28 protein-coding genes, 1 tRNA gene and 1 pseudogene are annotated in these 25,600 nt (G+C 39.4%); 14 read left to right on the plus strand and 16 right to left on the minus strand.

The annotated features are described in order from the left end of the window. Positions 1-18: 18 nt before the first annotated feature. From dnaB to tgt, 4 genes are all read right to left on the minus strand, one after another. Entirely contained in the window at positions 19-1,563 is a 1,545-nt protein-coding gene (dnaB, locus tag LV716_RS01090) for a replicative DNA helicase (RefSeq protein ID WP_163419759.1), read from the minus strand. A gap of 167 nt (positions 1,564-1,730) precedes the next feature. Then, positions 1,731-2,684, minus strand: a complete 954-nt coding sequence (locus LV716_RS01095; RefSeq protein WP_163419758.1) for an acetyl-CoA carboxylase carboxyltransferase subunit alpha — start codon at positions 2,682-2,684, stop codon at positions 1,731-1,733. Between the two features lie 100 nt (positions 2,685-2,784). Continuing rightward, positions 2,785-3,867, minus strand: coding sequence for an LptF/LptG family permease (locus tag LV716_RS01100; protein ID WP_163419757.1), 1,083 nt, complete (start codon positions 3,865-3,867; stop codon positions 2,785-2,787). Further along, entirely contained in the window at positions 3,867-4,997 is a 1,131-nt protein-coding gene (gene tgt / locus LV716_RS01105; protein WP_163419756.1) for a tRNA guanosine(34) transglycosylase Tgt, read from the minus strand. Before tgt ends, LV716_RS01100 begins: the two co-directional genes overlap by 1 nt. A 157-nt stretch (positions 4,998-5,154) precedes the next feature. Here tgt and LV716_RS01110 point away from each other — a divergent pair, with 157 nt between their 5' ends. Genes LV716_RS01110 through LV716_RS01120 form a run of 3 tightly spaced genes read left to right on the plus strand, consistent with a single transcriptional unit; the run spans position 5,155 to position 7,633 of the window. Beyond that, positions 5,155-6,000 (plus strand): transketolase, encoded by an 846-nt coding sequence (locus LV716_RS01110; protein ID WP_163419755.1) that lies wholly within the window; start codon positions 5,155-5,157, stop codon positions 5,998-6,000. Between the two features lie 17 nt (positions 6,001-6,017). Continuing rightward, complete coding sequence (locus LV716_RS01115; RefSeq protein WP_163419754.1) at positions 6,018-6,971, plus strand: transketolase family protein; 954 nt, start codon at positions 6,018-6,020, stop codon at positions 6,969-6,971. Positions 6,972-7,021: 50 nt separating this feature from the next. Then, positions 7,022-7,633, plus strand: coding sequence for an outer membrane beta-barrel protein (locus LV716_RS01120; RefSeq protein WP_163419753.1), 612 nt, complete (start codon positions 7,022-7,024; stop codon positions 7,631-7,633). A gap of 68 nt (positions 7,634-7,701) precedes the next feature. Here the strand turns inward: LV716_RS01120 and LV716_RS01125 are convergent, their stop codons facing one another. Further along, a complete protein-coding gene (locus LV716_RS01125) occupies positions 7,702-8,664 on the minus strand; it encodes an FKBP-type peptidyl-prolyl cis-trans isomerase (RefSeq protein WP_163419752.1) in 963 nt (320 codons plus the stop codon). A gap of 78 nt (positions 8,665-8,742) precedes the next feature. On the opposite strand from LV716_RS01125, the gene LV716_RS01130 reads away from it, so the two are divergent. Together LV716_RS01130 and LV716_RS01135 are read left to right on the plus strand one after the other, a co-directional pair. Next, a complete protein-coding gene (locus LV716_RS01130) occupies positions 8,743-9,114 on the plus strand; it encodes an RNA-binding S4 domain-containing protein (RefSeq protein ID WP_163419751.1) in 372 nt (123 codons plus the stop codon). Between the two features lie 37 nt (positions 9,115-9,151). Then, a complete protein-coding gene (locus LV716_RS01135) occupies positions 9,152-9,649 on the plus strand; it encodes a phosphoribosyltransferase family protein (RefSeq protein ID WP_163419750.1) in 498 nt (165 codons plus the stop codon). On the opposite strand, the gene LV716_RS01140 is transcribed toward LV716_RS01135, so the two are convergent. Beyond that, positions 9,641-10,156, minus strand: coding sequence for a shikimate kinase (locus LV716_RS01140; protein WP_163419749.1), 516 nt, complete (start codon positions 10,154-10,156; stop codon positions 9,641-9,643). The two genes, LV716_RS01135 and LV716_RS01140, sit on opposite strands and share 9 nt — an antisense overlap. A gap of 122 nt (positions 10,157-10,278) precedes the next feature. Between LV716_RS01140 and LV716_RS01145 the strand changes: the two genes are divergently transcribed. From LV716_RS01145 to LV716_RS01175, 7 genes and pseudogenes are all read left to right on the plus strand, one after another. Then, a tRNA-Lys gene (locus tag LV716_RS01145) sits at positions 10,279-10,351 on the plus strand. A gap of 330 nt (positions 10,352-10,681) precedes the next feature. Continuing rightward, positions 10,682-10,870 (plus strand): annotated as a pseudogene (locus tag LV716_RS01150) (ATPase); the annotation flags it as partial. Positions 10,871-10,936: 66 nt separating this feature from the next. Next, positions 10,937-11,200 carry a helix-turn-helix transcriptional regulator gene (locus LV716_RS01155; protein ID WP_163419748.1) on the plus strand — a complete coding sequence of 88 codons (264 nt, stop codon included), beginning with the start codon at positions 10,937-10,939 and terminating at the stop codon, positions 11,198-11,200. Position 11,201: 1 nt separating this feature from the next. Then, complete coding sequence (locus tag LV716_RS01160; RefSeq protein ID WP_163419747.1) at positions 11,202-12,467, plus strand: type II toxin-antitoxin system HipA family toxin; 1,266 nt, start codon at positions 11,202-11,204, stop codon at positions 12,465-12,467. Between the two features lie 254 nt (positions 12,468-12,721). After that, positions 12,722-13,009, plus strand: coding sequence for a hypothetical protein (locus tag LV716_RS01165; RefSeq protein WP_163419746.1), 288 nt, complete (start codon positions 12,722-12,724; stop codon positions 13,007-13,009). Positions 13,010-13,033: 24 nt separating this feature from the next. Then, a complete protein-coding gene (locus LV716_RS01170; RefSeq protein WP_317167667.1) occupies positions 13,034-13,321 on the plus strand; it encodes a hypothetical protein in 288 nt (95 codons plus the stop codon). Then, the gene (locus LV716_RS01175) at positions 13,308-13,475 is read left to right on the plus strand and encodes a DUF3875 domain-containing protein (protein ID WP_163419745.1); all 168 of its coding nucleotides are present in this window, start codon (positions 13,308-13,310) and stop codon (positions 13,473-13,475) included. Before LV716_RS01170 ends, LV716_RS01175 begins: the two co-directional genes overlap by 14 nt. Positions 13,476-14,622: 1,147 nt before the next feature. On the opposite strand, the gene LV716_RS01180 is transcribed toward LV716_RS01175, so the two are convergent. From LV716_RS01180 to LV716_RS01200, 5 genes are all read right to left on the minus strand, one after another. Beyond that, the gene (locus LV716_RS01180; protein ID WP_163419744.1) at positions 14,623-15,228 is read right to left on the minus strand and encodes a hypothetical protein; all 606 of its coding nucleotides are present in this window, start codon (positions 15,226-15,228) and stop codon (positions 14,623-14,625) included. Positions 15,229-15,273: 45 nt separating this feature from the next. After that, positions 15,274-15,903, minus strand: a complete 630-nt coding sequence (locus LV716_RS01185; protein ID WP_163419743.1) for a hypothetical protein — start codon at positions 15,901-15,903, stop codon at positions 15,274-15,276. Positions 15,904-15,911: 8 nt separating this feature from the next. Further along, positions 15,912-16,400 carry a lipocalin family protein gene (locus LV716_RS01190; protein ID WP_163419742.1) on the minus strand — a complete coding sequence of 163 codons (489 nt, stop codon included), beginning with the start codon at positions 16,398-16,400 and terminating at the stop codon, positions 15,912-15,914. Positions 16,401-16,566: 166 nt separating this feature from the next. Beyond that, entirely contained in the window at positions 16,567-16,794 is a 228-nt protein-coding gene (locus LV716_RS01195; RefSeq protein WP_163419741.1) for a hypothetical protein, read from the minus strand. A 1,052-nt stretch (positions 16,795-17,846) separates the two neighbouring features. Continuing rightward, positions 17,847-18,017 (minus strand): hypothetical protein, encoded by a 171-nt coding sequence (locus LV716_RS01200; RefSeq protein WP_163419740.1) that lies wholly within the window; start codon positions 18,015-18,017, stop codon positions 17,847-17,849. Between the two features lie 586 nt (positions 18,018-18,603). Between LV716_RS01200 and LV716_RS01205 the strand changes: the two genes are divergently transcribed. Further along, the gene (locus LV716_RS01205; RefSeq protein ID WP_163419739.1) at positions 18,604-19,764 is read left to right on the plus strand and encodes a carboxypeptidase-like regulatory domain-containing protein; all 1,161 of its coding nucleotides are present in this window, start codon (positions 18,604-18,606) and stop codon (positions 19,762-19,764) included. A 108-nt stretch (positions 19,765-19,872) separates the two neighbouring features. Here the strand turns inward: LV716_RS01205 and LV716_RS01210 are convergent, their stop codons facing one another. Together LV716_RS01210 and LV716_RS01215 are read right to left on the minus strand one after the other, a co-directional pair. Then, positions 19,873-20,844 carry a lipocalin family protein gene (locus LV716_RS01210; RefSeq protein ID WP_163419738.1) on the minus strand — a complete coding sequence of 324 codons (972 nt, stop codon included), beginning with the start codon at positions 20,842-20,844 and terminating at the stop codon, positions 19,873-19,875. A gap of 356 nt (positions 20,845-21,200) precedes the next feature. Further along, the gene (locus LV716_RS01215) at positions 21,201-22,154 is read right to left on the minus strand and encodes a type IX secretion system membrane protein PorP/SprF (RefSeq protein ID WP_163419737.1); all 954 of its coding nucleotides are present in this window, start codon (positions 22,152-22,154) and stop codon (positions 21,201-21,203) included. A 79-nt stretch (positions 22,155-22,233) separates the two neighbouring features. On the opposite strand from LV716_RS01215, the gene LV716_RS01220 reads away from it, so the two are divergent. Continuing rightward, positions 22,234-22,410, plus strand: a complete 177-nt coding sequence (locus tag LV716_RS01220; RefSeq protein ID WP_233759194.1) for a hypothetical protein — start codon at positions 22,234-22,236, stop codon at positions 22,408-22,410. A 54-nt stretch (positions 22,411-22,464) separates the two neighbouring features. Here the strand turns inward: LV716_RS01220 and LV716_RS01225 are convergent, their stop codons facing one another. The 3 genes from LV716_RS01225 to LV716_RS01235 are packed head-to-tail and all read right to left on the minus strand — an operon-like array spanning position 22,465 to position 25,420. Continuing rightward, positions 22,465-22,680 carry a gliding motility-associated C-terminal domain-containing protein gene (locus tag LV716_RS01225; RefSeq protein WP_233759195.1) on the minus strand — a complete coding sequence of 72 codons (216 nt, stop codon included), beginning with the start codon at positions 22,678-22,680 and terminating at the stop codon, positions 22,465-22,467. Then, the gene (locus LV716_RS01230) at positions 22,677-25,175 is read right to left on the minus strand and encodes a S8 family serine peptidase (RefSeq protein WP_233759196.1); all 2,499 of its coding nucleotides are present in this window, start codon (positions 25,173-25,175) and stop codon (positions 22,677-22,679) included. Before LV716_RS01230 ends, LV716_RS01225 begins: the two co-directional genes overlap by 4 nt. 32 nt (positions 25,176-25,207) lie before the next feature. Next, positions 25,208-25,420, minus strand: a complete 213-nt coding sequence (locus LV716_RS01235; RefSeq protein WP_163419734.1) for a hypothetical protein — start codon at positions 25,418-25,420, stop codon at positions 25,208-25,210. Positions 25,421-25,600 lie beyond the last annotated feature (180 nt).

The raw sequence follows: 25,600 nt of genomic DNA on the forward strand, positions 1-25,600 counted from the left end.
GACATCTGTTGTAAGATTCTAAAAAGGTACGTCATTGTCATCTGGGTCTCCATCGTTCATTGCACTACCAAAAGCTTCGTCCGTACTGGGAAGATTTGGTGTTGCAAAGGGATTCTCTTCATCCGCATTCATCTTTGATTGAAACTCGAACGGGGAATCAAAGTCATCCAAGTTATCAAATTTACCTAGAGCTCCAATAAACTTTAACCTAATATTATCCAATCCACCGTTACGGTGCTTGGCCACTATAAATTCTGCCTGGCCTTGTGTAGGGGTACGCTCTTCATCGTCCCACTCATCAATTTTGTAATATTCCGGACGATAAATAAAGGATACAATATCCGCATCTTGTTCAATAGCTCCAGATTCCCTTAAATCTGAAAGTATCGGACGTTTGCTCCCACCTCTTGTCTCCACGGCACGTGACAATTGTGAAAGTGCGATAACGGGTACATTAAGTTCCTTGGCCAACGCTTTTAAGTTTCGTGATATAGTTGAAATTTCTTGTTCACGATTACCTCCTTTTTGGCTACCACCAGCCGTCATCAATTGCAAATAATCAATAACAATCAGTTTTATTTTATGCTGTGATGCCAATCGCCTTGCCTTGGCCCGTAAGTCAAAAATTGAAAGTGAAGGTGTATCATCAATAAATAGTGGCGCCTTTTCCAGTGCCTTGACCTTTACGTTCAGTTGTTCCCATTCGTGTTTCTCCAACCGCCCTGTTCTTAATTTTTCTGAGGAAAGCCCTGTTTCCGATGAAATTAAACGGGTTATCAATTGAACAGATGACATCTCCAGAGAAAAGAAGGCCACAGGAATTTCTGAATTAACCGCTATGTTTCTGGCCATTGAAAGTGTCAATGCCGTTTTACCCATACCAGGTCTTGCAGCTACAATGACCAAATCACTCGGTTGCCAGCCAGAAGTGAGTTTATCCAGTTTATCAAAGCCAGAAGGTATACCGCTCATACCCTCCTTATTGGAAATTTCTTCAATCTTCTTCTTGGCCTGAATCACCAAGTTTTGTGCTGTTTCTGCAGAACGTTTTAAGTTTCCCTGCGTGACTTCGTACAGTTTTGCTTCAGCTGTATCCAATAAATCAAAAACATCGGTAGCATCGCTATACGAATCCTCAATAATTTCGTTGGATATTTTTATAAGGCTACGCTGGATATATTTTTGCAATATAATTCGCGCATGAAACTCAATATGAGCGGAAGAAGCAACTTTTTGCGTAAGCTTTATCAGGTAAAAATCACCACCTGCCGCTTCCAGACGTGAGTCTTTCTTTAATTGCGACGAAACGGTTAATAAATCCACAGGTTCCGATGACTCGAACAATTTAAAGATAGCTTCATAAATAAACCGATGGGCTTCCTTGTAGAAAACATCAGGATGTAAGATATCTATTACTTCATCCACTCCCTTTTTATCAATCATCATAGCTCCAAGCACAACTTCCTCTAAATCAACAGCTTGAGGTGGTATTTTTCCTCGCTCCAAATTTATAAGTGTTGACTTATCAACTTTATGACCAATAACGGGGTTAGGTTTATCCATAGGTGCGAAAGTAGGTAATTAACCTTTACTTAACTTTAAATTCATGAGTCGTGATGTCCACAGGTGTTTAACAAAACTACTGTTGATAACTAAAAATATGTGTTAATAACACAAAATTGTTTAATTAGAAAAGATACTTAAAATAAGATAACAAGAGAAAATCGCTATTAGTCGTTGAACACACCCATCTCAGCGTATTTTTCCATTCGGGTTTTTACCAATTCTTTTGGTGATAACTTTTGCAATTCTGCAAAATGGGCCGAAATTTTGTTTTTTACCGTATCGAAGGTTTTATCCCTATTGGTGTGTGCACCACCCAAAGGCTCGCGTACAATTTCATCTACCAATTTTTGTTTCTTCATATCGGTAGCGGTAAGTTTCAAGGCTTCTGCTGCCTGCTCTTTATATTCCCAACTCCTCCATAAAATAGAAGAGCAGGATTCAGGAGAAATTACCGAATACCATGTATTTTCCAACATCAGTACCTTATCTCCCACTCCAATGCCCAATGCACCACCAGAAGCGCCTTCTCCAATGATAACAACAATGATCGGGACTTTAAGACGGGTCATTTCGAGGATGTTACGGGCAATCGCCTCTCCTTGTCCCCTTTCTTCCGCCTCAATACCAGGATAAGCACCAGGTGTATCAATAAAACATACCACAGGGATTCCGAATTTCTCAGCGGATTTCATTAAACGTAGTGCCTTTCTATATCCTTCTGGATTCGCCATGCCAAAATTACGGTATTGACGGGTCTTCGTATTGTATCCTTTTTGTTGACCGATGAACATATAACTTTGGTCACCAATTTTGCCTAAACCACCTATCATGGCCTTGTCATCCTTAACATTTCTATCGCCATGAAGCTCTAAAAACGTATCTCCACATATAGCATTTATATAGTCCATTGTATATGGCCTGTTAGGGTGTCTGGACAACTGGACACGCTGCCATGCAGTTAGGTTTTTATAAATATCTTTACGCGTTTCTCCCAGTTTTTTTTCAATTTGCTGGCAGGTTTCGGTGACATCTACTTCACTTTCTTCTCCAATGACCATACACTTTTGCAATTGGTCTTCGAGCTCTTTAATGGGCAGTTCAAAATCTAAATATTCCATGGAAAGTTGGTTTCAGAAAATAATGTGGACAAATATAAAACTTTAAAGAACACTCCTTAATCAGTTGTATAAATTAATTGAACAATAAAAATTCAATCCATTAGCGTTTGGCCTTCATCAGCATATACACTGCAAAGACGCCAAAAATAAGATTGGGAACAACAACCGCCAATAGCGGGGAAAAACCAGATTGTTCCGCCAACGTCCCAAAAACTTTATCGAAGAAAATATAGATAAACGCAACACCTATACCAAAAGCTAGATTTAAGCCCATTCCACCCCTTCGCTTTACCGAAGATACCGCAACCGCTATTACGGTAAGTATAAAAGCGGCTATTGGCAATGCCCATCTCTTATATTTTACCAGGATGTAAGCATTGATGTTGGACGCTCCTTTTCGCTGCTGGTCTTCTATAAATTCGTTCAACTCAAACAAATTCTTTGTTTCCGCTACATAGGATACCGGCGTAAGATCTTCAATTTTAAATGTAAAAAGCGTATCCAGCCTTCTTTTGGTCTGCATAACTTCGATATTGTTCCTAAGTTTTCGTTTTGCGTAATTGGTCAACCTGTAAATACTATCCTTTTCTATCCACCGAATATTAGAAGCTGATATTTTATAGTCCAATTTTTTAATGGAATCGAAATGCTCATAGGTAAAATTGTACCCTATTTTTCTTGCAGGGTCAAAACTGCTCACATATAAATAATCATTCTCATTGAGCTGGTTGAAAATATTATTGGTTACCCTGTCCTGACGTCCTTTTTTGAAATATTTATATTCAAATTCATTATATCCAATGCTTGCGTGCGGAACTATGAACATACCCATCATAAAAATGAGAATCGCCACTAACGAAGCACCAATAAGATACGGACGCAAAAAGCGAGCATAGGAAACTCCGGAACTTAGTATAGCTACTATCTCAGTATTACTGGCCAATTTAGAAGTAAAAAAGATGATGGACAGGAATAAAAAGATGGGAAGGAGCAGATTACCAATGACCAAAGTAAAATTGCTGTAAAATACGATTACCTCGCTCAACGGGGCCTCATTATCAATGATCTTACCTATTTTTTCGGCCAGATTGGCCATTATTCCAATGGGAACAAATAGCAGCAACATCCCTAAAAAGGTAACTAAATAGCGTTTTAAAATGTATCTATCAAGTATGGTAAGCATTATAGTCTTTTGTCCATTTGTTGTACCATTTTACTTTTCCATTCCAAGAAATCCCCAGCTAAAATACGTTCTCTTGCGGTTCGTACCAACCAGAGATAAAAACCAAGGTTATGTATCGTAGCAATTTGCTTGCCCAAATATTCATTGGCCGCGAACAAATGCCTTAGGTAGGCTTTGGAGTACTCGGTATCCACAAAAGTGATTCCCATTTCGTCTATGGGCGAAAAATCATCTTCCCATTTTTTGTTTTTTATATTGATGGTCCCATGGGCCGTAAACAACATTCCGTTTCTAGCATTACGAGTTGGCATTACACAATCGAACATATCAACTCCCAAAGCAATATTCTCCAAGATATTTATAGGTGTTCCCACGCCCATCAAGTATCTAGGTTTATCTTCTGGCAGAATATCGCATACAATTTCTGCCATCTCGTACATTTCTTCTGCGGGCTCCCCCACGGACAGACCACCAATGGCGTTACCTTCTGCACCTACCGAAGCAATATATTCTGCAGATTGTGCTCTTAGGTCCTTGTAGGTAGAACCCTGTACAATTGGAAAGAAACTCTGGGAATAGCCATACTTAAATGGGAGTTTTTCCAAATGGGAGATACATCTATCCAACCATCTATGGGTCATATGCATGGATTTTTTAGCATAATCATAGTCACAGGGATAAGGCGTACATTCATCAAAGGCCATAATAATATCCGCGCCTATTGTCCGCTGTACTTCCATTACATTCTCAGGAGTAAAAAAATGACTAGATCCATCGATATGAGACTTAAAGTTTACGCCTTCCTCATTGATTTTTCTGTTACCTGACAAAGAATATACTTGATACCCCCCGCTATCCGTTAAAATATTTCTATCCCAACCCATAAATTTGTGAAGACCACCTGCCTTTTCCAAAATATTGGTTCCCGGACGTAAATAAAGGTGATATGTATTTCCTAAAATAATATCGGGGTTGATATCTTCTTTCAGTTCTCTCTGGTGCACACCTTTTACAGAGGCCACAGTACCCACTGGCATGAATATCGGTGTTTGTATTTTACCATGGTCAGTTACCAGCTCTCCCGCCCTTGCCTTACTCTGTGTATCCTTTTGTACTAAACTAAATTTCAATCTTCCTTTTTAAAACCGCAAATATAACCAACTCATTTCCACCAAGCCTTAACAAAAAAATAAAGTTTGTTTAGGTAAAGTGTTTTATAAATTAATCTGTTCATACTTGTTTAGCCCAATGAATGCGGTTACTTTTGACACTATTAAAAATCACACTATGGCAAATACCCAAGAACTGCAAGATATTGTAGTCCAAGTACGCAGAGATATTCTAAGAATGGTACACAAAGTAAATTCGGGACACCCTGGAGGATCTCTTGGTTGTACCGAATTTTTTGTTGCACTGTATCATGAAATTATGGACCTAAAAGATGGTTTTGATATGGACGGAAAGGATGAAGATCTCTTTTTTCTTTCCAATGGTCATATTTCGCCAGTATTCTATAGTGTCTTGGCAAGAAAAGGATATTTTCCGGTCGAAGAACTAAATACCTTTAGATTGATAGATTCCCGATTACAGGGACACCCTACTACGCATGAAGGATTACCAGGGGTTAGAGTTGCATCTGGTTCGTTGGGGCAGGGTATGTCCGTTGCCATTGGCGCTGCTCTAGCTAAAAAGCTGAATGGTGATAATCATTTGGTTTACAGTTTACACGGTGATGGAGAATTGCAAGAGGGGCAAAACTGGGAAGCCATTATGTATGCTGCAGGAAACAACGTGGACAATCTTATTGCCACCATAGATTTAAACGGACAACAAATAGACGGAGCTACAAAAGATGTACTCCCATTGGGTGATGTCGCTGAAAAATTTAGGGTCTTTGGCTGGGATGTCTTGGAAATTGAGAATGGTAATGACCTTACACAAGTCATTGCAGGATTGAACGAAGCAAAAAACAGAACTGGCAAAGGAAAACCCGTTTGTGTTGTAATGACCACAATGATGGGTAATGGAGTCGATTTTATGATGCATACCCATGCATGGCACGGGAAAGCCCCAAATGATGAACAATTGGAGACCGCACTGGCACAAAACCCTGAAACCTTAGGTGATTATTAATTCTGAAGACTACAAACATGACAAAATATACAGATCAAGGAAAACAAGATACTAGAAGTGGCTTTGGAGCTGGAATGACCGAACTGGGAAGAACCAACCCAAATGTTGTTGCACTATGTGCCGACCTCGTGGGTTCCCTTAAAATTCAAACTTTTATTGATGAAAACCCAGAACGTTTCTTCCAAGTTGGCATAGCCGAGGCAAACATGATGGGTATCGCCGCTGGTTTGACCATTGGAGGCAAAATACCGTTTACAGGTACATTTGCCAACTTTTCTACAGGTAGGGTTTATGATCAAATACGTCAGTCCATCGCCTATTCCGATAAAAATGTGAAGATATGCGCATCCCATGCGGGAATTACCTTGGGTGAAGATGGTGCGACCCACCAAATCCTAGAGGACATTGGTCTAATGAAAATGCTTCCGGGCATGACAGTGATCAATCCATGTGATTTTAACCAAACCAAAGCTGCTACATTGGCCATTGCAGAACATCACGGTCCCGTATATCTTCGTTTTGGAAGGCCAAAAGTGGCTAACTTTACTCCGGTTGACCAAAAATTCGAAATTGGAAAGGCATTACTACTCAATGAGGGTAAAGATGTAACCATAATTGCTACAGGACATTTGGTTTGGCAGTCATTAATTGCTGCTGAGAATTTAGAAAACCAAGGAATATCCGCCGAAGTAATCAATATACACACCATCAAACCACTGGATGATAAAGCTATTTTAGATTCTGTTAAGAAGACGGGGTGCGTGGTTACCGCAGAAGAACATAATTTTCTTGGTGGTCTTGGCGAAAGTGTTTCAAGAGTATTGGCAAGCCACTATCCTACGCCTCAGGAGTTTGTGGCAACACAAGATACTTTTGGGGAAAGTGGAACCCCAGATCAGCTTATGGATAAGTATGGTCTAAACAATAAAGCCATTGAATCTGCCGTTTTAAAAGTATTGAAGAGAAAATAATTTCGGTATCAAGTTTGATACATCTTCATCAATTAAAACGAGAAATACTTATGAAAAAAACACTTCTAATTGCAGCGGTGTGCCTTATGGGTACGGCTGCATTTGCACAAAGCGGAACTGGCTTCGGTATTAAAGCTGGGCTTAGTTACAACAAAAACGGAGATCTTATTAGTTCGGTGGGTGATGCTGGACAAAACATAACTGAAGGAGCTGAAGGAAAAGCGGGCTATCATTTTGGATTTTGGGGAAAACTGGATTTTCCAAAAATCTATCTTAGGCCAGAGCTTGTTTATACAAGAACCCAGAGTAATTATGACGTTTCTGGAGAATCTAGGGATTATGATGTATCCAGATTGGACCTACCCGTACTTTTAGGATATAAACTAGTGGGACCTTTACATGTTTTCGCTGGACCGGCTTTTCAATATACCTTGAGCAATGATTTGGAAGGCGTCAATATTGACGATGTTGAAAATGACTTCACCGTTGGCCTAAATATTGGAGCTGGTGTCAATCTTGGAAAATTAGGATTGGATGTTCGCTACGAACGTGGATTTTCCAAGAACGAAGCTAATTTTATTTCCAATAATATTGCAGACATTGAAGGTAGGGTCGATTCAAGGCCGTCTCAAGTCATTTTTGCTGCTTCCCTAAAATTATAGACAAAAAGGATTATTAAAATAAAAAAGGGCAACTTTTTAAGTTGCCCTTTTTTTAATTTATATCCTTGTTAATTTACATTAGGATCTAAGTAATCAGGAATACCATCGTTATTGGAATCTGGATAAGGGATGATAATGTTTCCTTCTTCATCTGAAATTTCATCTCTTGTTAGTTTACCGTCCCCATCATCATCGGCGTCTCTAAAGTTTGGAAATGCAGTCTGCAACCTAGCATCTATTTCACTTTGTAAATCAGTATTGTCATTAAAAAGATTACCGTCGCCATCCAAGTCTTCCAAAATTGAAGGTATGCCATCGTTATCATTATCAGTGTCTTCAACAAATAATCCAACTTCAAGTTTAAAGAGCAATGGGGCATATTGTGGTATATTACCCCGTATTTCATTATAGTAAGCCAACCCAGATGGCATGACAACTAATCCAATTCCACTATTTGAAATACTAATTGTGCCATCAGCATTCTGTGTAATCTGATCTGTTGTACCAGAAGAAATCTTCGAGACTCCATTTGAAAAACCTCTCAGAAAAAAAGGGAGTTCTTGCCACAAAAAACGTGTAGATCCGTCAAAAAGAGTACCGTCCAACAAGGTGCCTTCATATTTGAGAAAAGTAGAATCAGCAATGGTAGGATTCCCCCCTTCCCCATTCCTAGCTATCAAATAATAATATCTGTGCACAATGTCCTCTTCTCCATCGTCAAGACCAAATTGTGCAGAAGATATTTTGATGCTGTCTATCTCTATTTCCTCCCATAAGGATTTTTTATCAGCATTATCTCCAGCAATGGTATCTATTCTAATTTTAAAATCAAAATCGACTGGTGGTACTCTAAATTCGTCGTAATTGTAAAAATGCGTCTTTAGAAATTCCTGTATTTCTTCATCATTCTCTGGAGCTACTTCCGACACAACCCTAGGCGGAACAGATTCTGGAGTTACCCCATTATCATCATTATTACACGATGTGAATAGAATTATACAAAACAAGCAAACAAAAACTCCGTACTTCATCAAGTTTACATTTTAGCTGCGCAAGATACAATTTTCCGCTATTTTTGTTGATTTCATTAACAAAGATTTGCAGAGTGTATGCGCATTGATAAATACCTTTGGTGTATTAGATACTATAAAACGCGTAACGTTGCTAGCACAGCTGTTAAAAAAGGGCAAGTTCGTGTAAACGGTAGTGTGGTAAAACCATCTAGAGAGATATATCCTATGGATACTATCGTTTTAAGAAAAAACCAAATTGACTATCAATTGACCGTATTGGACATACCCGAAAGTCGAGTAGGTGCAAAACTAGTGGATATTTATAGAAAAGACACCACCCCAAAAGAGGCACTTGCACATAACGAACTTGTAAAATCCGCAAAGGATCACTATAGAAAAAAAGGGCTGGGAAGACCCACAAAAAAAGATAGACGAGATATTGATGACTATTTGGATGAATCTGAATAGTTGGTTTCTTTATCTTTGATTGTAATTCATTCTATCCATGAAGAACCAAATATTAAATCACGAGCAGTTACAACATACCGTAAAACGAATAGCGTATCAAATTTACGAGGCCAATGTTAATGAAAAGGAAATTATTGTTGCGGGAATAGATGGAGGAGGATTGCTTCTGGCTAAGAAAATAGGTGCAGTTCTCAAAAAAATTACAGAAGCTCAAATTACCTTGTGCAAAATATCAATGGATAAAAAGAACCCGCTTAAAAGCGGAGTAAGCACCTCAATTTTAGAGGAACAGTACAAAAACAAGTCCATTGTGTTGGTAGACGATGTACTAAATTCCGGGACAACGTTGATCTATGGTGTCCATCATTTTCTCAAGACACCTATAAAACAATTAAAAACAGCTGTTTTGGTAAACAGAAACCACAAAAAATATCCAATCAAGGCCGATTATAAAGGCATTTCACTTTCAACTTCTTTACATGAGCACATAAGGGTCGAGTTCAAATCAAAGAATGATGCCGTTTATTTAGAGTAACAGTGCTTTAATTTCTGATGTGAGTTCAACCACGCTCTTGTCCGCACTATCTACCGTGTGTTTGGCTTGAGCATAAAACTGTCTTCTTTCAAACAGGTGCTTTCCAATAAATTCAGGTAGTTCTGAGTTCGAAATGTCTTTCACCAAAGGTCTTTTTTCCTTTTCATTTTGTATTCTATCGACCAAACTGGGAACAGACAATTGCAAATAAATTGAATAATCGGATTTTTTTAGGATGGTTTCCATGTTGTTTGCGTAACATGGGGTGCCGCCACCTGTTGAAAGTACCATTGATTTATTCCCATTCAGAACTCTCTCTAACATTTCGTGTTCTTTTTTTCTAAAATAAATCTCTCCTTTCTGTGAAAAAATAGTTGTTATCGATTTGCCCAATTGCTCTTCCATGTATTCATCTAAATCGATAAATTCCATACTTAACTCTTTGGCTAACAATCTACCAATAGATGACTTTCCACTTGCCATGTATCCTACTAAAACTACTTTCATTTACTAGAATTAAAATTGATTTCAAAAAAAGACAAATTTATCACTAAATCATCTTGCAAAATAAATTATTGATATTATATTTGCAGCCGCTTAACGCAAGTTCCTTGTGTTGTTAAAAGCAAGACCTGATAGCTCAGTTGGTAGAGCATCTCCCTTTTAAGGAGAGGGTCCTGGGTTCGAGCCCCAGTCAGGTCACTAAAACGGTTATCAAAGAAAACCAAAACCCTGCTAATTTTATGATTGGCAGGGTTTTATGTTTTTAGGGAAATCATTTAGTTTGGTATTATTTGATATGTTCTGGCCACAAATCGTCAACATAATTCCAAAATGGTCACAAACTTGGTCACAAATCCACCTATCACCGATGCATTAAAGAACTAAAATTTCCATAGTTTCCAATTTTGAAAATGGGGACAAAACTGTTCCCACTGTCCCATTTAGGGGCAACCTAAAAACCATCAAAGAGAAGGACTATGGTGAACCCCTGTAAGATCAAGGAAAGTGCAGTGGAATATTCCCTTGGGAAATGTGATGGGGGAGATTCTGCCTTCCCACCACGATTTGTTTTTAAAACACCATATCAAGACCCATGCGACCACCAACCTAAACGCTCAGGAACTGGAAGAGCTCTATGGAAATCGGGTACGGAGTCGGATGCGGGAACTGTTCAATCTAGTCGCATTTGATAGTAACACCAAAGACAAAAGGAGTTAGTATTGTGTACTATAATACACATTTAATGCATTTTTATGTATATTTGTGTATTATAATAAACAGAATATGTTAGATGCGGTCACTATCAAGGATGTAAAGTTACAATTGGGCAAGCTCTGCAAACAACAGCGACAAATTTACGAAATATCGCAGGAAGATCTTGGAGAGGTCTTAGGCCTGTCCCGGTATACCATCCAGAAATTTGAGAACGGTAAAAACGCGACTTTGGATACCGTACTCAAAATAACCCATCATTTTGATCTGTTGAACAAACTGTACAGTGCATTAAAGGATATGGAACGTTCCAACGATACTAACTCACTCTATTAAGATGGCCAGAAATGATATCATATCGGTACTATTGTTTGGGCTGGAAATCGGAAAAATAGGTTACGACGTGGACAAGCGGACCTCCTATTTTCAATATAACCCAGAGTTTTTGGAGTCCGGTCAGTACCCCAATGTTTTTCCCTATATCTTCAAACGTGTTAAACCACGCCAAGTATTTACCGAGTTTGAAGGTGAAACCTTCAGGGGCCTGCCTCCTATGATTGCCGACTCCCTTCCGGACATGTTCGGAAATATTATTTTCAAGGAGTGGTTTGAGGCCAAAGAAGGGGCAAACAAAAAAATCACATCCTTGGAGCAACTCACCTATGTATCCAATCGAGGTATGGGGGCACTGGAGTACACTCCCACAATGGAAATTCCAAAGTCGACCACCATTGATATCACCGAAATTGTTGACGTGCTGCATAAGGTCCTGGACCTAAAACAGAATACTTCAGACCATGGTCTGAATGAGATGGGCCTATTGAACATCTTTAAGATAGGTACCTCCGCCGGGGGAGCGCGCCCCAAGATCTTAATTTCTGAACATAAGGCAACAGGCCGCATCATCCCAGGTGACATGGAATATAGTGCCGACTACAACCATTACCTGGTCAAGCTGCACATGGACGAGGAATGGGGCTATAACAAGGAAAAGGTAGAATATGCCTATTACCAAATGGCCCAAGCATGTGGCATTACCATGATGGACTCCAAGCTCATCGACGACAAACATTTTGCTACACTACGTTACGATAGGCAACATGGTGAGAAACAACATGTCCTGACCACTTCTGGATTGACGGGATGGGATTTTAAAAACCCGCAAGATTCGAGCTATGAAAACCTGTTCAAATTGGCACTGGACCTAAAGGTACCCTATAAAGACATCCAACAGTTGTTTAAACGTATGGTGTTCAATGTGGTCATGGCCAACATCGATGACCATTTAAAAAATCACAGTTTTATCTATGACAGGGTATCGGGTTCCTGGAATTTAGCACCAGCCTATGATTTGACCTATCCCCTGAACATCAATTACAACTACACCACTGTTTCAAGGGCCTTATCCATCAATGACAAACGTACCGATATCACTTTTAAAGATATCTCCACTATTGCCGATGCCTATGCCATCAAAAACCCAAAGGGAATCATCCAAGAAGTACAAGAGAGCATTTCGAAATGGGAAGGCCTGTACAAGGAATTGGGGCTCCCCAAAAAAGTGGGTGAAGACATTCAAAAGGAATTCATAAAAATCATCTAAGGCTAAATGGTAGCTACTCCATGGCCCTTGTTAGAATCCTATTGCAGTTTTTGGAACTTCTTCCCCTATTAAAAAATGGGCTATCAACAATCCCAAAAATCCATATCATAGGATTTGGGGTCGGATAATAACAAACAAAACCAATTGATTTCAACCCATATGTTATTCACAAATATATGATTATCAATTATTTATATTTCTGATATCTGTACTTTTCGACTATCAAAAAACGCGAATACAAAAACACTTTTGATATGAGAAAATACTGGTATGCATCACTCTTGTTGCTTTTTATTTCCAACACGCTATTTGCTCAGATTGGGGGCATTGAAGATTCCGTAGCTGATGTCTCGGATACCATCCGCGCCATTTTCCCCATTATTCTGGGAGTCATCTTTCTGATAGGGTTCCTGTTCAATACAGGGCATTTCTTTGGCGAGAACACCGACCTCAAAAAAGGCATCACCCGTGTATTGGTCTTTGTTTTGATTGCCGGAGCGGTTGTTGGCATTTTCACCTATCTCATTGGAATCGTAGTCTGAACCTCTAGGAGTCTCAATAAGTGTATGATGAAACAATACGAGGTGTATCGCAACATTCGTAAACGGGCACTGATTTTTGGATTACCCCTGTCACTGTTTGCACTGCAGATGGTGTCCATAATTGGTTCCTTACTGGTCATTATCTTTTCTTTTGGTTTGGGCCGTATTGTAGGCGCCCTAGTATGGAATTCAATGCTGTTCATCCTATTGACAAAAGTGGCCCACCGATCCCAACGGCTCCAGAGGACTCCTGTATTTCCCAAGCGTATCAGTAACAAACAAAACACCCTTTTGAATTATGAAGGACATTAAATTGGCGGCATCTTCGCCCATATTAGCTGTAGAAGGAAACCTAGTCTTTGCCAGCAATGGCAATGTTGTCTTGGGTTATACCCTATCCTTACCGGAAATCCATTCCCTGTCTGCTACCGATTTCGAGGCATTGCATAGTATTTGTTATAGTTAGGAATAAGTCTATCATCTACTGCATGCCTGTAGTCGATAAGTCCCACTAGCACCACAAAGACTACACGTGTTATTAGTTGTAGTCGTTTTTCCATTTAACAGGTTTGCTCTTTATAGCTCCAAATATTGATCAAAGATCAAAAAATTACCCTACAGAGGGGAAATATCCAATAACTAGCACTGAAACTCCTTAAATATGGAATCTTACACGATTCCTTTAGAGATGAATAAGAAGTTGGGAATCCCATTTAACAATTTGTTCGTCCCAGTTTTAACCGATATGGACACATTTTATCGTCTAGTCTCGCACTAAAGAACCATTTTTGTTGACAATTAGTGTTCATCAATATGTTATTGGAGTGTTAGCGTAGGGTTAAATTACCCATTAATTTTAAAAGGGTAAGCTTTCTTGACTTATTGAGCTAGGTTAATAGCAACGGCGGGGACATAGAATAGCGGTTCCCGTCGTTTTTTGTTAAACGAAATCCAATAGCACTGATGCCAACAATGCTCGTCTCAAGGTATTGGAAAACCCAGTTACAAACTTTGCCTTTTACTTTTACTGGATTGTTGGTTTGATGGTGATTATGTGATATTGATTAACAATTACTTATTGCTTTACTACTTTTCTTTATAATGTTCCATCATATTTGTTTATACTCTCTCTTATCTCAATCTCGACCATTCTGGTATATATCTATGTAGTGGACAGCTTTGTATATCCCAAGGGAGTGTCTATGTATCATTTCGATAGAGCACCCATTGGACAATATTTCCGTCGTAGTAAATGTATTTCTAGCAACATGAAACAGAATGCTCTTGTGGATAACAGTAAGATTTGGCCATTTCCTTTAAATAGCCATATTGATATTACCTGCTATCATTCTGCACATACATTTATTGAAAAGCTCCCAGAGACCATGGTCACAAAATACAGATTAGCCCATAAAATTATAAATTCTTGGTAGCGTGCGTTTTAACAAGAATCGTTTTGGAGCTGGGTTCAAATGAATATAATTACCTGATTTTTGCGTGCAAACTAAGTTAAGATTGATTTTAATGCTTCTTGGCAAATCTTTTTATACTATTTCAAATTTAGCGAAGTGTTTACTGGCGGGGGTCCAATAAATTTGTTGTAAAATGTTTTTTTATTCAACTCTAAAACAATATTCTTTATCGGACTCGTCCAATGACCGCCAAGAAATCGAGCCACATGAATCAAATCCAATTTCATTCGGTAACGATTCAATTAGATAGTCCTCTATTATAAATTCATTCCTATTCGGGTTTTGAATTCTGGCATCTCTCCAACTTATAACATAATCGCCAATATCTTTGGTCCTTAACCCTATCCTATAGCTATAAAAATCATTGTTGTCCTCCAATTCGGGAGAGATGGAGATATGCGCATTTGGACAAGAGGAAAGAAACCAAGTTTCGCCCTTATCGGAAATCAAATCAAATTTGTCCACCGCATCTATACAGTTGGAACTCTTGGTGGGCTGGATAAACTTATATATTGAAAATACGTCCTCATAGGGAGTATCGTTAAAAACGGAGTCGTTTACGGATTGTGCGAACACTTTGCTGGATGTTTTCCCATATATCCAAATCGTATCGTTCAGTGAAAAATTCAATTTAGCGGTCACTTTCGTTTTGTAGGGAGTGTACTCAAGAAAAACAAAATCGTCATCACATTGAAAAGCCATTAAAAAAGGTATTGTACATAAAAATTTTAGTTTGTTCTTTATCATATCTTAGCATTTTTGTTTTACAAGAGTTGACAGCGCAAAACAACTTTAATCCTTTTCCATTTCCTCCATCATCCGGTCGAAAGTGGTGATTCTACTATAGAGCTTCCCTCCCAGACTGATTATGGGGCTGGACAAGGAATCCATCTCTTGCGCCGATTTGGACAAAACTTGGCCCAATTGCTCCTTTATTCCGGGTTCTTCATTCAAGGAAAAACTCCTGAAGATGAAATTTTGGGAATTGAGTTGAGCTACAATGCTATCGCAGACATCACACTCCTTGGATGTGTAGATGGTAATCTGCTTATTTGGCTTAATCTTCGGCGGTGGAATGTTCAATACCTCGAACTCCTTTTTCCACGCCCGTTTTGATAAACTGTCATTGGTCCTTAGTGTCTTGGTATAGACCGGTCGTTTGTCCCTAAGTAAAACAATGGTCCTTAAGTGGACCCTAGATGCTGCGGGAACCCTGATCCATCTAGGTTTGGCCGTACTCTGCCTAAAATTGGTGCCCTTTACCTCGAACAATACGTCATAGTCCGTAAAGGTCCTGTTCTCGGCAAAAAAAGCGATTCGATTCCTGGATTTAGTTTCCGTCACCTTGACCGCATCTACCTGGGGCCGTGCAAAGGTCATTGTAAAACAAAGCAATATGGTCATGTAGGCCATGCTTTTCATATTGCCGTTTATTTAGATTGTGGTTGTCTATCGTAAGTCGCTATTGTAACTAGTCTCTTTTGATCACCATTTTCAGTAAATTCCTCTACATGCACAATGCCAAGCCGTGTCTTGCTCAAAGTAAATTCAGCTGTTTCTGTATCGGTTTCTCCGTCATAGGTAACAGAAAGTAGGTTCCCAATGACCGAATATGTTCCAGCATCGCTCGATGTTTCAACAATAACATCTCCATTATCGGTATAAGAGTAAGATGAAAAGTCACTAAACGTTCCATCTGTATTGAAGGTAATTTTAAAGACATTATCAGCATCAAAGGTATCTGTTGTTATGCCGTCCGAAACATTGTTTGTAAACTCCTCCGTTGAGCTTGAGGACTGTAACCAGGTGCCCACTAGGGGCAGAAGATCTTCTTCACTATTGCATGAAGTGGATAATGTTGCCGCAAATACCATTACTGCTACAAGAATTATTGCCTTCATTTTTCTTAATCTATTCATTTTTTAAAAGTTATTGTTGTTTATTCAATTGATATCCATGTCTAAAATTGGTGACGGTTTTAAACCTGCAGGCAGTACTTGCTTCTGTTATATTGCCGTCTAAAGTGTTCGGTAATTTGTCGGTGTAAAAGCCATAGCGCATAAATTTGAAGCTTCATTTAAATATTTATGTTGATTGATTCCCACGATCTTTTCTCGGTTGAATCTCTTTCCACAGTTTTTTGAAGGTTTCCTCCTTTTCAAAGTATTTTCGCCATTTCAACTTCAAGTACACTCTATCGGATGAAAAATCGTTTTGGACCAACATCCTGATATCAGAAATGAGACTTTCGTTCTCTTCCTCGAGCCTTTTGTTCTCTTCTAGGATTTTTTTGTACAATTTCCTTGCGCTCATGGTGTACAGGTTATTTTTCAAATTATGGCCAAGTCAATGCCCTTTGCCTTAAAATCTACCTTCCCTCAGGGCCGAGGATGGTTTTCATAACGACGAGGACTTGATTTAAAAAATCCCCGTCGCCGTCTAAACCTCATGTATGAAAAAAAAACTAACTTAGAAAATGAAAAAAGTCCTCAGAGGGTCAACCTTTGGTACAGCCACTCCTATGAAAACCAATCCCATTTAAGAAGATTGTCTTTAGCAAATCTTAATTTTTAACACGATACCATCCAAAAAAAGTGTTGGAGCCAGTAAAATTGGGGACGAGAAAGGAGATTAGAGGGACAATGGAAATAACCTTCGTTGTAGAAATAGATGCAAAGTACCATAGATGGACATTATAAATATTCAATAAGGTTATTTCATGAGTTTTAGATACCAAAACCTATTTAACCGGCTAAAAGGTAATAGCAGTATAACTTGGCGGGATTGAGCGGCAGGCCACAATTCCCCTTGGATATACTCTGGTAGTTCGCCAAGTAATGAAGAGAAATGCATATCAAAAGGCAGGACGAATCTTAGCAAATAATGACTATGGGGTCCACTGGGCTATGTATTAATCAAAAAGACCAAAAAAAGAAACTCGCGAGCTCATTATCTGTAAGCACCTTCCCCATCAACAAAGAAGCTTCTTTCATAAACTCCTTACATTCATCCAATAATACATTTTCAACGGTATTCTCTGAATTTTCAGCTGCTGGTTTAGATTCACAAGAAATGATAAACAGGGAAATAGTAAAAAAGCTTAAAAATCACAATTAATTTCTTTTCATGCTTTTAGATACTATACTGATTTAGACTTTTATTTCCATGTTCTACGAGGTCACATATCTTTGTTGGTTCATTTCCTGTTGGCAGGATGGCTCTATTTATCTTTTTTAAACATTGATAAGTTTTTGGATTACCCATTTGATATTCCAACTAATCGATACCAATACAACTAAAATCATCAAAAATTAGAATTATAGGAATACGGCGTCTAAAAAAATTAGGTCTAATCTTTCATGATGTCAGCGTTTATTCGGACTTCTGGTAAATGTCAATGGGTCATAGCCGGTAACCGCAACGAGTACCGAGTTCCCATTTTCCAAACGCTCCATCATATGTTGTTTCCCCGTTCTTTTGGTTTCCCGGATACTCCTTGCATTCATGTAATATTTTGGCAATGTCCTTTTTTTCATTTGACAGGTTTGCTTATTAAGGATTTTAAATATTGATTGCAAATCAAAGAATGACCATATTGGGGAAATATCCAATAATTAGTGCTCAATTCCTTTAAAAATGGGATGTTTCAAGGTGTTTTTGTGGATAAAGTTAGCGTATGACAATCCCCTTTAACGGCTTGTTTATCCCGGTTTTAACCAATATGGGCACATTTTATATACCTGTTCAGTACTAAAGACTCATCTTTGTTTTATATCGAACAATAAAAAATGCTCGATGGAGTGATTCATGTCAAGAGCAAATCGACATTGGTATTAATTAAGAGTAAAGTTTTTTTGAGTTGGTTTAATAATAGCGGCGGAGATTTGTAGTAGCGGTCTCCGTCGTTCTTTTATGGAACAAAGCTTCGATACACAATCCACGTATTAAGGGGTATTGAAAACCTTTGGACGAACTATGCTTTTATGAGATTATTGATTTTAAGGTGATCTCATATTTTGTATCAATAATTATTCGAGTTTTTATTCCTCTTTTCCCAAAATCATTTCAATAAGTCGTTTATATCCTGTTACTTCTTTTTGACCAAACTCGATGAATCAAAATATGCGTTTATTTATAACCCTACTGTTCCTTTCTTTTTATATATGTGCCCAAAATACCATTCAAGGAGTTGTTTTGGATGTAGCAACAAAAAAACCTTTGGAATTTGTGGATGCCTATACAGAAGGAAACCACACCCTTACCAATTCAAATGGTTGGTTTGAACTTGAAGTTGCTACCGATAGTATCCATTTTAATCTTATTGGCTATGAAAAATTCTCGAAAAGTGTGGAAAAAAACCACACCACTGTTGATACATTGTTTATGAGAAGCCAGTTTTACGAGTTAAATGAAGTGGTCGTGACGAATAAAGGGTTCTCGTTAGGTGATTTTATCAGCATTGGAAAAAACTATCCCTTTGAGCCATATACCGAGTCCTTTTTTATGAGGACCTTATTAAAACGAAATGACAGCATTATAAAACTGCAGGATATAAACGGTCTGATAAGAAGAAAACAGCTTTTGGCAACTAGCAAAAAACCTAGACCAAAAAACAATATCAAGGTACATGTTACCAATATGCGAAAAACAGCAATACTTGAAAATAACATTTATTTTGAAATGTGGGGATTTGCAAAAATTGACCGGGCATTTTCTTCTATTTACATATCACCCAAAGACTATGATTTTAAAGAAAACTTAGCTGAAGACGGTAAAAAGAACAAACTAACGTTCAAATTAAGAGACACTTTTGAAAACTCTTCGGCAAAAGGGTATTATATTATCGATTCCCAGGATATGGCCGTTGAAGAATACTATTTTGTAGGAAATGGGCCAACCGAAGAGTTTACCCAAAAAAGAGGAATAAAGTATCGTAATGTGTTCTATGAAATCAATATACATTTTTTAAAGGATAAAGAGACCGCATTGTATTATATGAATAAAGCCAAGCTTAACGCCAAAGTAGAATTATTCGATGGGGACAATCCTAGCCCCATAATGTACGAAGCGAATTATGTATGGTTTGGCCTTAATCTGGTCAAAACGGATAAAATCAAGGAGAATGCTCCCAAAACCAAAGATGTTTTAAAATTGGATTACCCTTACAATAAAATCTTTTGGGACAATCAAAAATTTCTGCTTCTTACCGATGAGATGAAATCCTTTATCAAGGAGCTACAAAACTCGAATTCCAAAAATGAGTACAACATCAATATAGATTGATTTCAATTCTTAGCCATATCATATGTCTCTATATCATTGTTTATGATAGACTTCCTAAAAACCGACTATAGCTACTTAGACTTCTGATTTATCGAATAAACAGCCCCCTTATAGCTTTTTATAAATAAATTCCCTGGTCTGTTCATTGGCATTGCTATCAGTGAATGTGTATACAAGCTTTATGGTATCGTTATCTTCCAATAACAGTTTGATTCCAGAGATGTTTTTAAGTACTATGGTCTTTTCGTCCTTTACAACATATTCCAGCGTGCTCGTTTTGGTAAATTGACATTCTGCATCGGTATCAAAAACAACCATGTCGTTTCCTTTGGTAATTGTTGCCTTAATGTTTTCCGGTAAAGGATAACTTACGCTTACATTATAGTCTAACAAATCTCTACGATTAAAGGTTTTTTTGTGCTGAATAAACTCAAAAACACTTTGGGGTTTAAATTCCATTGTGTTCTTTTCAAGGCAATCCTGATCAGCGTCGATTTGCCACTTGCCCAATATAATTTGAATCACCTCTGTTCCATCAAAAGTGTTGTCATCACCATCTGTTTCTTGGCCATCGGTTTCGAGATTATCCGTTGCTTCTTCCTCATTTTCCTCTAATTCTGCATTGTCACTTCTAATAAAAATATCTATTTGATCCTGTTCACCGCTATCATTGGTAACTTTGGAGGTAATCTGTAAGGTGTCGTCAATCAACTCGATTTCAGAATCAAAATTAAAGAGGGTAACCTTGTTCAAACCAGTAACCGTATATTCCCCAGATTGCGTGCGTGTTAGAGAACAAAGATTTGTGGAACTACTTCCTTGTTTTAAAAAAGTTAATTTATAAGTACCATCTTGTTTAAAAGTGGCCGTTGAGTTTTTTAAGCACTCGAATTCGGATGGTGAAACACTTTCATTGTCAATGGTGCTGCTTACCAATTTCCAGTCCCCAACCAGTTTCTCTTTAGTGGCCGTTATTTCCTCACTATCTTGTGGCTCTGCATCATCACTGGAGTTACACGAGAAAAGTACTATCACAAATAGCATGAACAATAACGGGTTATAAGTTTTAATACGTATCATTTTTTTATTGATTTTTATATATGACAAAAGTTTTGAGCGATTATCACAAACCGTTCTTTTTGGTTTTGAATATTGGCGTTTTTGAGTTACAAGCAATGGTTTTACATTAGGAATTGGCTTGTACATTATCGTACTACTGTTTAGGTGGTATATAGGTTGCCCGCTGTCCCCCAATCTATGAATGCATGCGCCTTATTTAAACAAATTTACTAAACAAGACATATGTGAGCAACCTAAATACCTTGATTATATTACCCGTTAATTATACCGACCCTATACGACCAGTAGTAGTATTATCCTTGCTTGCTGCTTCTATATATAAAACTGTTGCATCTTATACAAATCACCTTCATAGTTTATAATCGGGATATGCTTTCCTCTCCATCATCCTGTATTTGTGTTTGTTGTTTTCCCGCCGCAATCCGAAACTTCAACATCACTTCGTGGTTTCCCCTACTATAATTACTTATTGGCGTTAAGGAAGCGTCATAGGCATAGCCTATTTGCAAGCTATTTGTCATTTTAAAGAATACCAAGGTACTTACGGATTCCTTTAACCTGTAGCTGAGACCAAGTCCGACCTTATCGTACAGGTCGAAGGTTCCATTGATATCCATAGAAAAAGGCACTTCGCTGATTACCCGTGTTAAAAAAGAAGGTGTAAAGGTCATATTCCTGTTCAAGGGAAAATGATAGCCCGCTCCCATAAAAAATTGCATTTTATCGGTGGCCTGTGTTGCAATGCCCGATTCCTTTTCATATCTCTCTGTTTTTAGAAGGGCCGGAGCGGATATATTTATAAAATAGCTTTCTCCTCTTAAATAGGCACCGACTCCGACATTTGGATTGAACACACTTACATCTTCTGAAAAAAGCGGATCGTTGTCAAGTTCAGTATCTGACAGATTTATGTTTACGGAAGAGCCTCCGGCTTTAAGCCCCAAAAACAAGTTCAATGTTTCCTCCAATTGTAGCCTATAGGAGAAATCAACAAAAATATCAGTTTCCTTGAGCACGAACACACTACTGTTGACAACTGAAAGACCCAGCCCGACCTTGTCGTCCATCCCCGCTTTTCCACCTATTGGGCTGCTCAATGAAAAACTTAAGGTCTCGGGTGCGCCGTCAAGGCCCGCCCACTGTACTCTATAATTTGAGGTGAGCTCCAAATTTTCGCCGGCCCCCGCATAGGCTGGATTGATGATGTTCATGTTATAATTGTACAGTGTAAATGTTACATCCTGCTGGGCATGGGACTGAATACACCATATCGAAATTGCTATAAAAAAATATAATCTGTTTTTTTTCATTCTTGTTTATGTAATCGTTATGTAAAACTTGACTCCAATTATTTGGGGTTAAAAATATTTTCATTGGCTGTTCAAAAACATGGATGATTCTTTATTCCGCATGGATATTTTTTCTCATGGATTGCCTATGTTGAACGGAGCCACTGCCAGTCATTCTGGAAGTAAAGATCAATCCTTGTATGGTCAATCGCAGTTAAAATGTGTTGAGCAAGCTCAAAAATGGGACATGATAGAGGAAAATTGGGACGAAGGCTAATGAACGGTTGCCCAAGCCGCTACATCTGGTAAAACTTTTATTTCACGCCAACGCTCAATAATTCACATAGATCATTTTAGCCTCGTGGCTCAGCCCCGATTCGTTGTAGTCTATAACACATACATAGGTGCCCACGGGCACCATTCTGCCTTCATGGGTGCCGTCCCAACCATCACCGAGCCCGCCATAATGGGCGCTGAACAGCAAGCGTTGACTCAGGTCGTATATCTTCAACACGTTGTTCTTATATTGTTCAAGGCCCTCGATCACCAAGGTATCGCCAATGCCATCGCCGTTGGGGAAATCCCTCTATTAAAATTTACAAGGGGCGAGCCGGAACCGGGCCTACAATTGCCGGTCGCCTCAACGGTCACCAAAGCGGTTGCCGTAGCGCTTTCTGTGCCTTGGTTCGCGGTAAGGGTAATTGTTACAGGAGTGCCCATATCGTCACAGGTAAAAGCATCCCTATCAAGACTCAGTTCCGGAGTGTTGCCACAACCATAAACGGAACCATCGTCTATTTGTCCTGGACTGATGGAAACCTGCCCATCGGCATCCAGCTGAACGGTGATATCTTTTGCATTGGCCGTAAGGTTGCCCAAATACTCTTCCACGGTCACCAAACCGGTTGCCGTAGCGCTTTCTGTTCCATGGTTTGCAGTAAGGGTAACCGTTACAGGAGAGCCCACATCATCACAATCAAAGGTGGCTATATCCAAACTCAGTTCCGGGGTGTTGCCACAGCCATAATTGGAACCATTGTCCACCGTATCGGGCGAGATGATGACCTGTCCGTTGGCATCCAATCGTACGGTGATGTCTTTTGCAATGGCCACGAGGTTGTCCAAATTTTCCTCAACGGTCACTATGGTAGAGGCACTTGCCGAGTTTTCACGCTCATCGGTTACGTAGAGTGTCACTTGATGATCGCCCAGATCGCTACAGTCAAAGATCATATCGGTTTCATTGCCATCGGCATCAAAACTGAACATAAGATTTTCGGCCACAGTAATGTTGTCCGTACTTCCATTGTCCAATTGAGTTGAGAAAAGGGTAACCTCACCATTTTCATCCAGTGTCAGGGTAATCGGGGCCAATGCAACCGTAGGAGCCTCGTTGTCGTCTATAGTGTTTCCTGTGACGATTAGTGAATAGTTCTGAGATCCGCCTGAAAGTGAACCCTTGTGCGTAACAGTAACGATGTAACTCCCAATGGCTTCTTTCACATCAACTCGTTCATATGGATCTACCTTGTTATCTCCCTGATCATTGGCATCTACTCCTGTCAACAGATAAGGGAAGAAGGTACTGGAGGCCTGGGTCACTCTAATGTCCAGGTCATTGACTAATGCCGGTGTGGAGTTGTTGGGAGTGTTATAGGGCGTAGCTGTTCCGGGAGGATCCGTCCATGAAATGGAAGCGATCAAATCATTGACCCCATCTGCCTCAACTGGCAAGGAGTATGATTGGCCCGGGGTTAAGGTGAGCTCATGGATGATAGAAGTTACGCCATTGGCTGTAATTGCCTGCGCTGCGGCTTTTGCATTGAGCAGTCCCCAGCCGAAGATGGCATCAGGCCCTGCCATGCCCGCCTCGTCCGCGGTATGCAAGGCCAGGCCTTTCAGTGTGGCCGCTCGCATGAACGAACCATTAAGATTATTGTAGTGCTGCTGTAGCAGTAACAGGCTTCCTGTTACGTTTGGAGCCGCCATGGAAGTTCCTGTCCTAGATCTATAGTCCGCATCACTGTTGACCTCCGTGGAGTATACGCCCGTTCCATTCCCGGTAATATCTGGTTTGATCCTGAAATCATCCGTAGGCCCCTGACTGCTTCCCGAATTAATAGAGACACTTATCAATGAGCCATCGGGTGCAACGTTAGCGTCTTGTGCGTTAGCCACCACTAGATGGTTTTTGGCTGTTTGCCAGCCCGATAGCTTGTCAAAATTTGGATTACCATTTAAAGGAAGGACATTGCCACTATAGTTTCCGTCATTTCCGGCAGCAAACACAGGCAGGTACGCAGGGGCATTGTACATCAATTCATCCCAGGCCCTTGCCGTATTCTCATATGCTCCAAAGTACCACGAGGCTACGTAGGTGACATCCCATCCATAAGAGTGGTTGGATAAGAGCGTGCCCGCACCCGCTGCGGTGGTTGCTTCTGTGAGGGCATCGTCCCAATCGTGGGTGAACGCTTGTGCCAGGGGAGCCATGCCTTTGGCGTTTGGCTGTACACCAGCTGCCAGAATGGTCCCGGTCACGTGTTGTGCATGCCAACTATTGGCGTTCAGTGCTGTTACACCATCATTAATGATCACTCGACTAGAGTCGACCTGGTCATTAAATTCCTGGTGGGTGGGTTGGGTAGGACCACCATCCCATACATAAACTTTCATGCCTTGCCCGTTTAAATCAAGCTCCAGAGAACCACCTGTATTCAAGTGATTTGTACGCGTTGACCTGGCGGCAGCTACGTTATACAGTGTATAATAAATGGGGCTGCCATCATCTCTGACCCCCATGAGCTCATCAAAGGTGCCATCGGCATTGTACTTAATTGGCTCCCATCCATATATTCTAGCCAGCGCTAGCGCTTCCTGTTTATTTGCACGAGCAGTAGCAGCAAATTCCTTAGCCATTGCCTGAAGCTTGCTATGATCGTAATCCCGGATAATCGCATCACGCTGAATGGCTGTCTGGGCCTGCACTAAAGAATGGGAAAGAAGAACCACTATTAGTAGTATTAACTTTTCGAAATTCAATATGTTATTTTGTTTCATATCTTCCTTAAAAATTACACATATAGTTTTTTAACATTACTCCCTTTGTCCCTTAAAAGTGTACTGTTATTTTTATAATCATCACCCAGATGTTTTCGTGATTCCATGCCCTCAAGAATGAATTCAGATATATTTAATTCTAAACAGATTGGGTTACTGATAAATTCGCTTCTTCTCTTAATTCCTTTAAGGATGGCGAATACTACCTGTAGTAATTGCTTTTTCATTTGAACGGTTTTATTTTTTTAATATTAATTCAAATTAAAAAAGACCATATAGGTGGAATATTCAATAATTAGTGCCCAACTCCTTTTAAAATTGGGATGTAACAGGGTGTTTCTGGGATTTTGGAAAAGGGAATCGAATGCGGTTCGGTGGCACTGCTTTTACAATGGATACAAGTATAC

This window comes from Flagellimonas sp. HMM57 (genome assembly GCF_021390175.1).
GTDB lineage: Bacteria > Bacteroidota > Bacteroidia > Flavobacteriales > Flavobacteriaceae > Flagellimonas.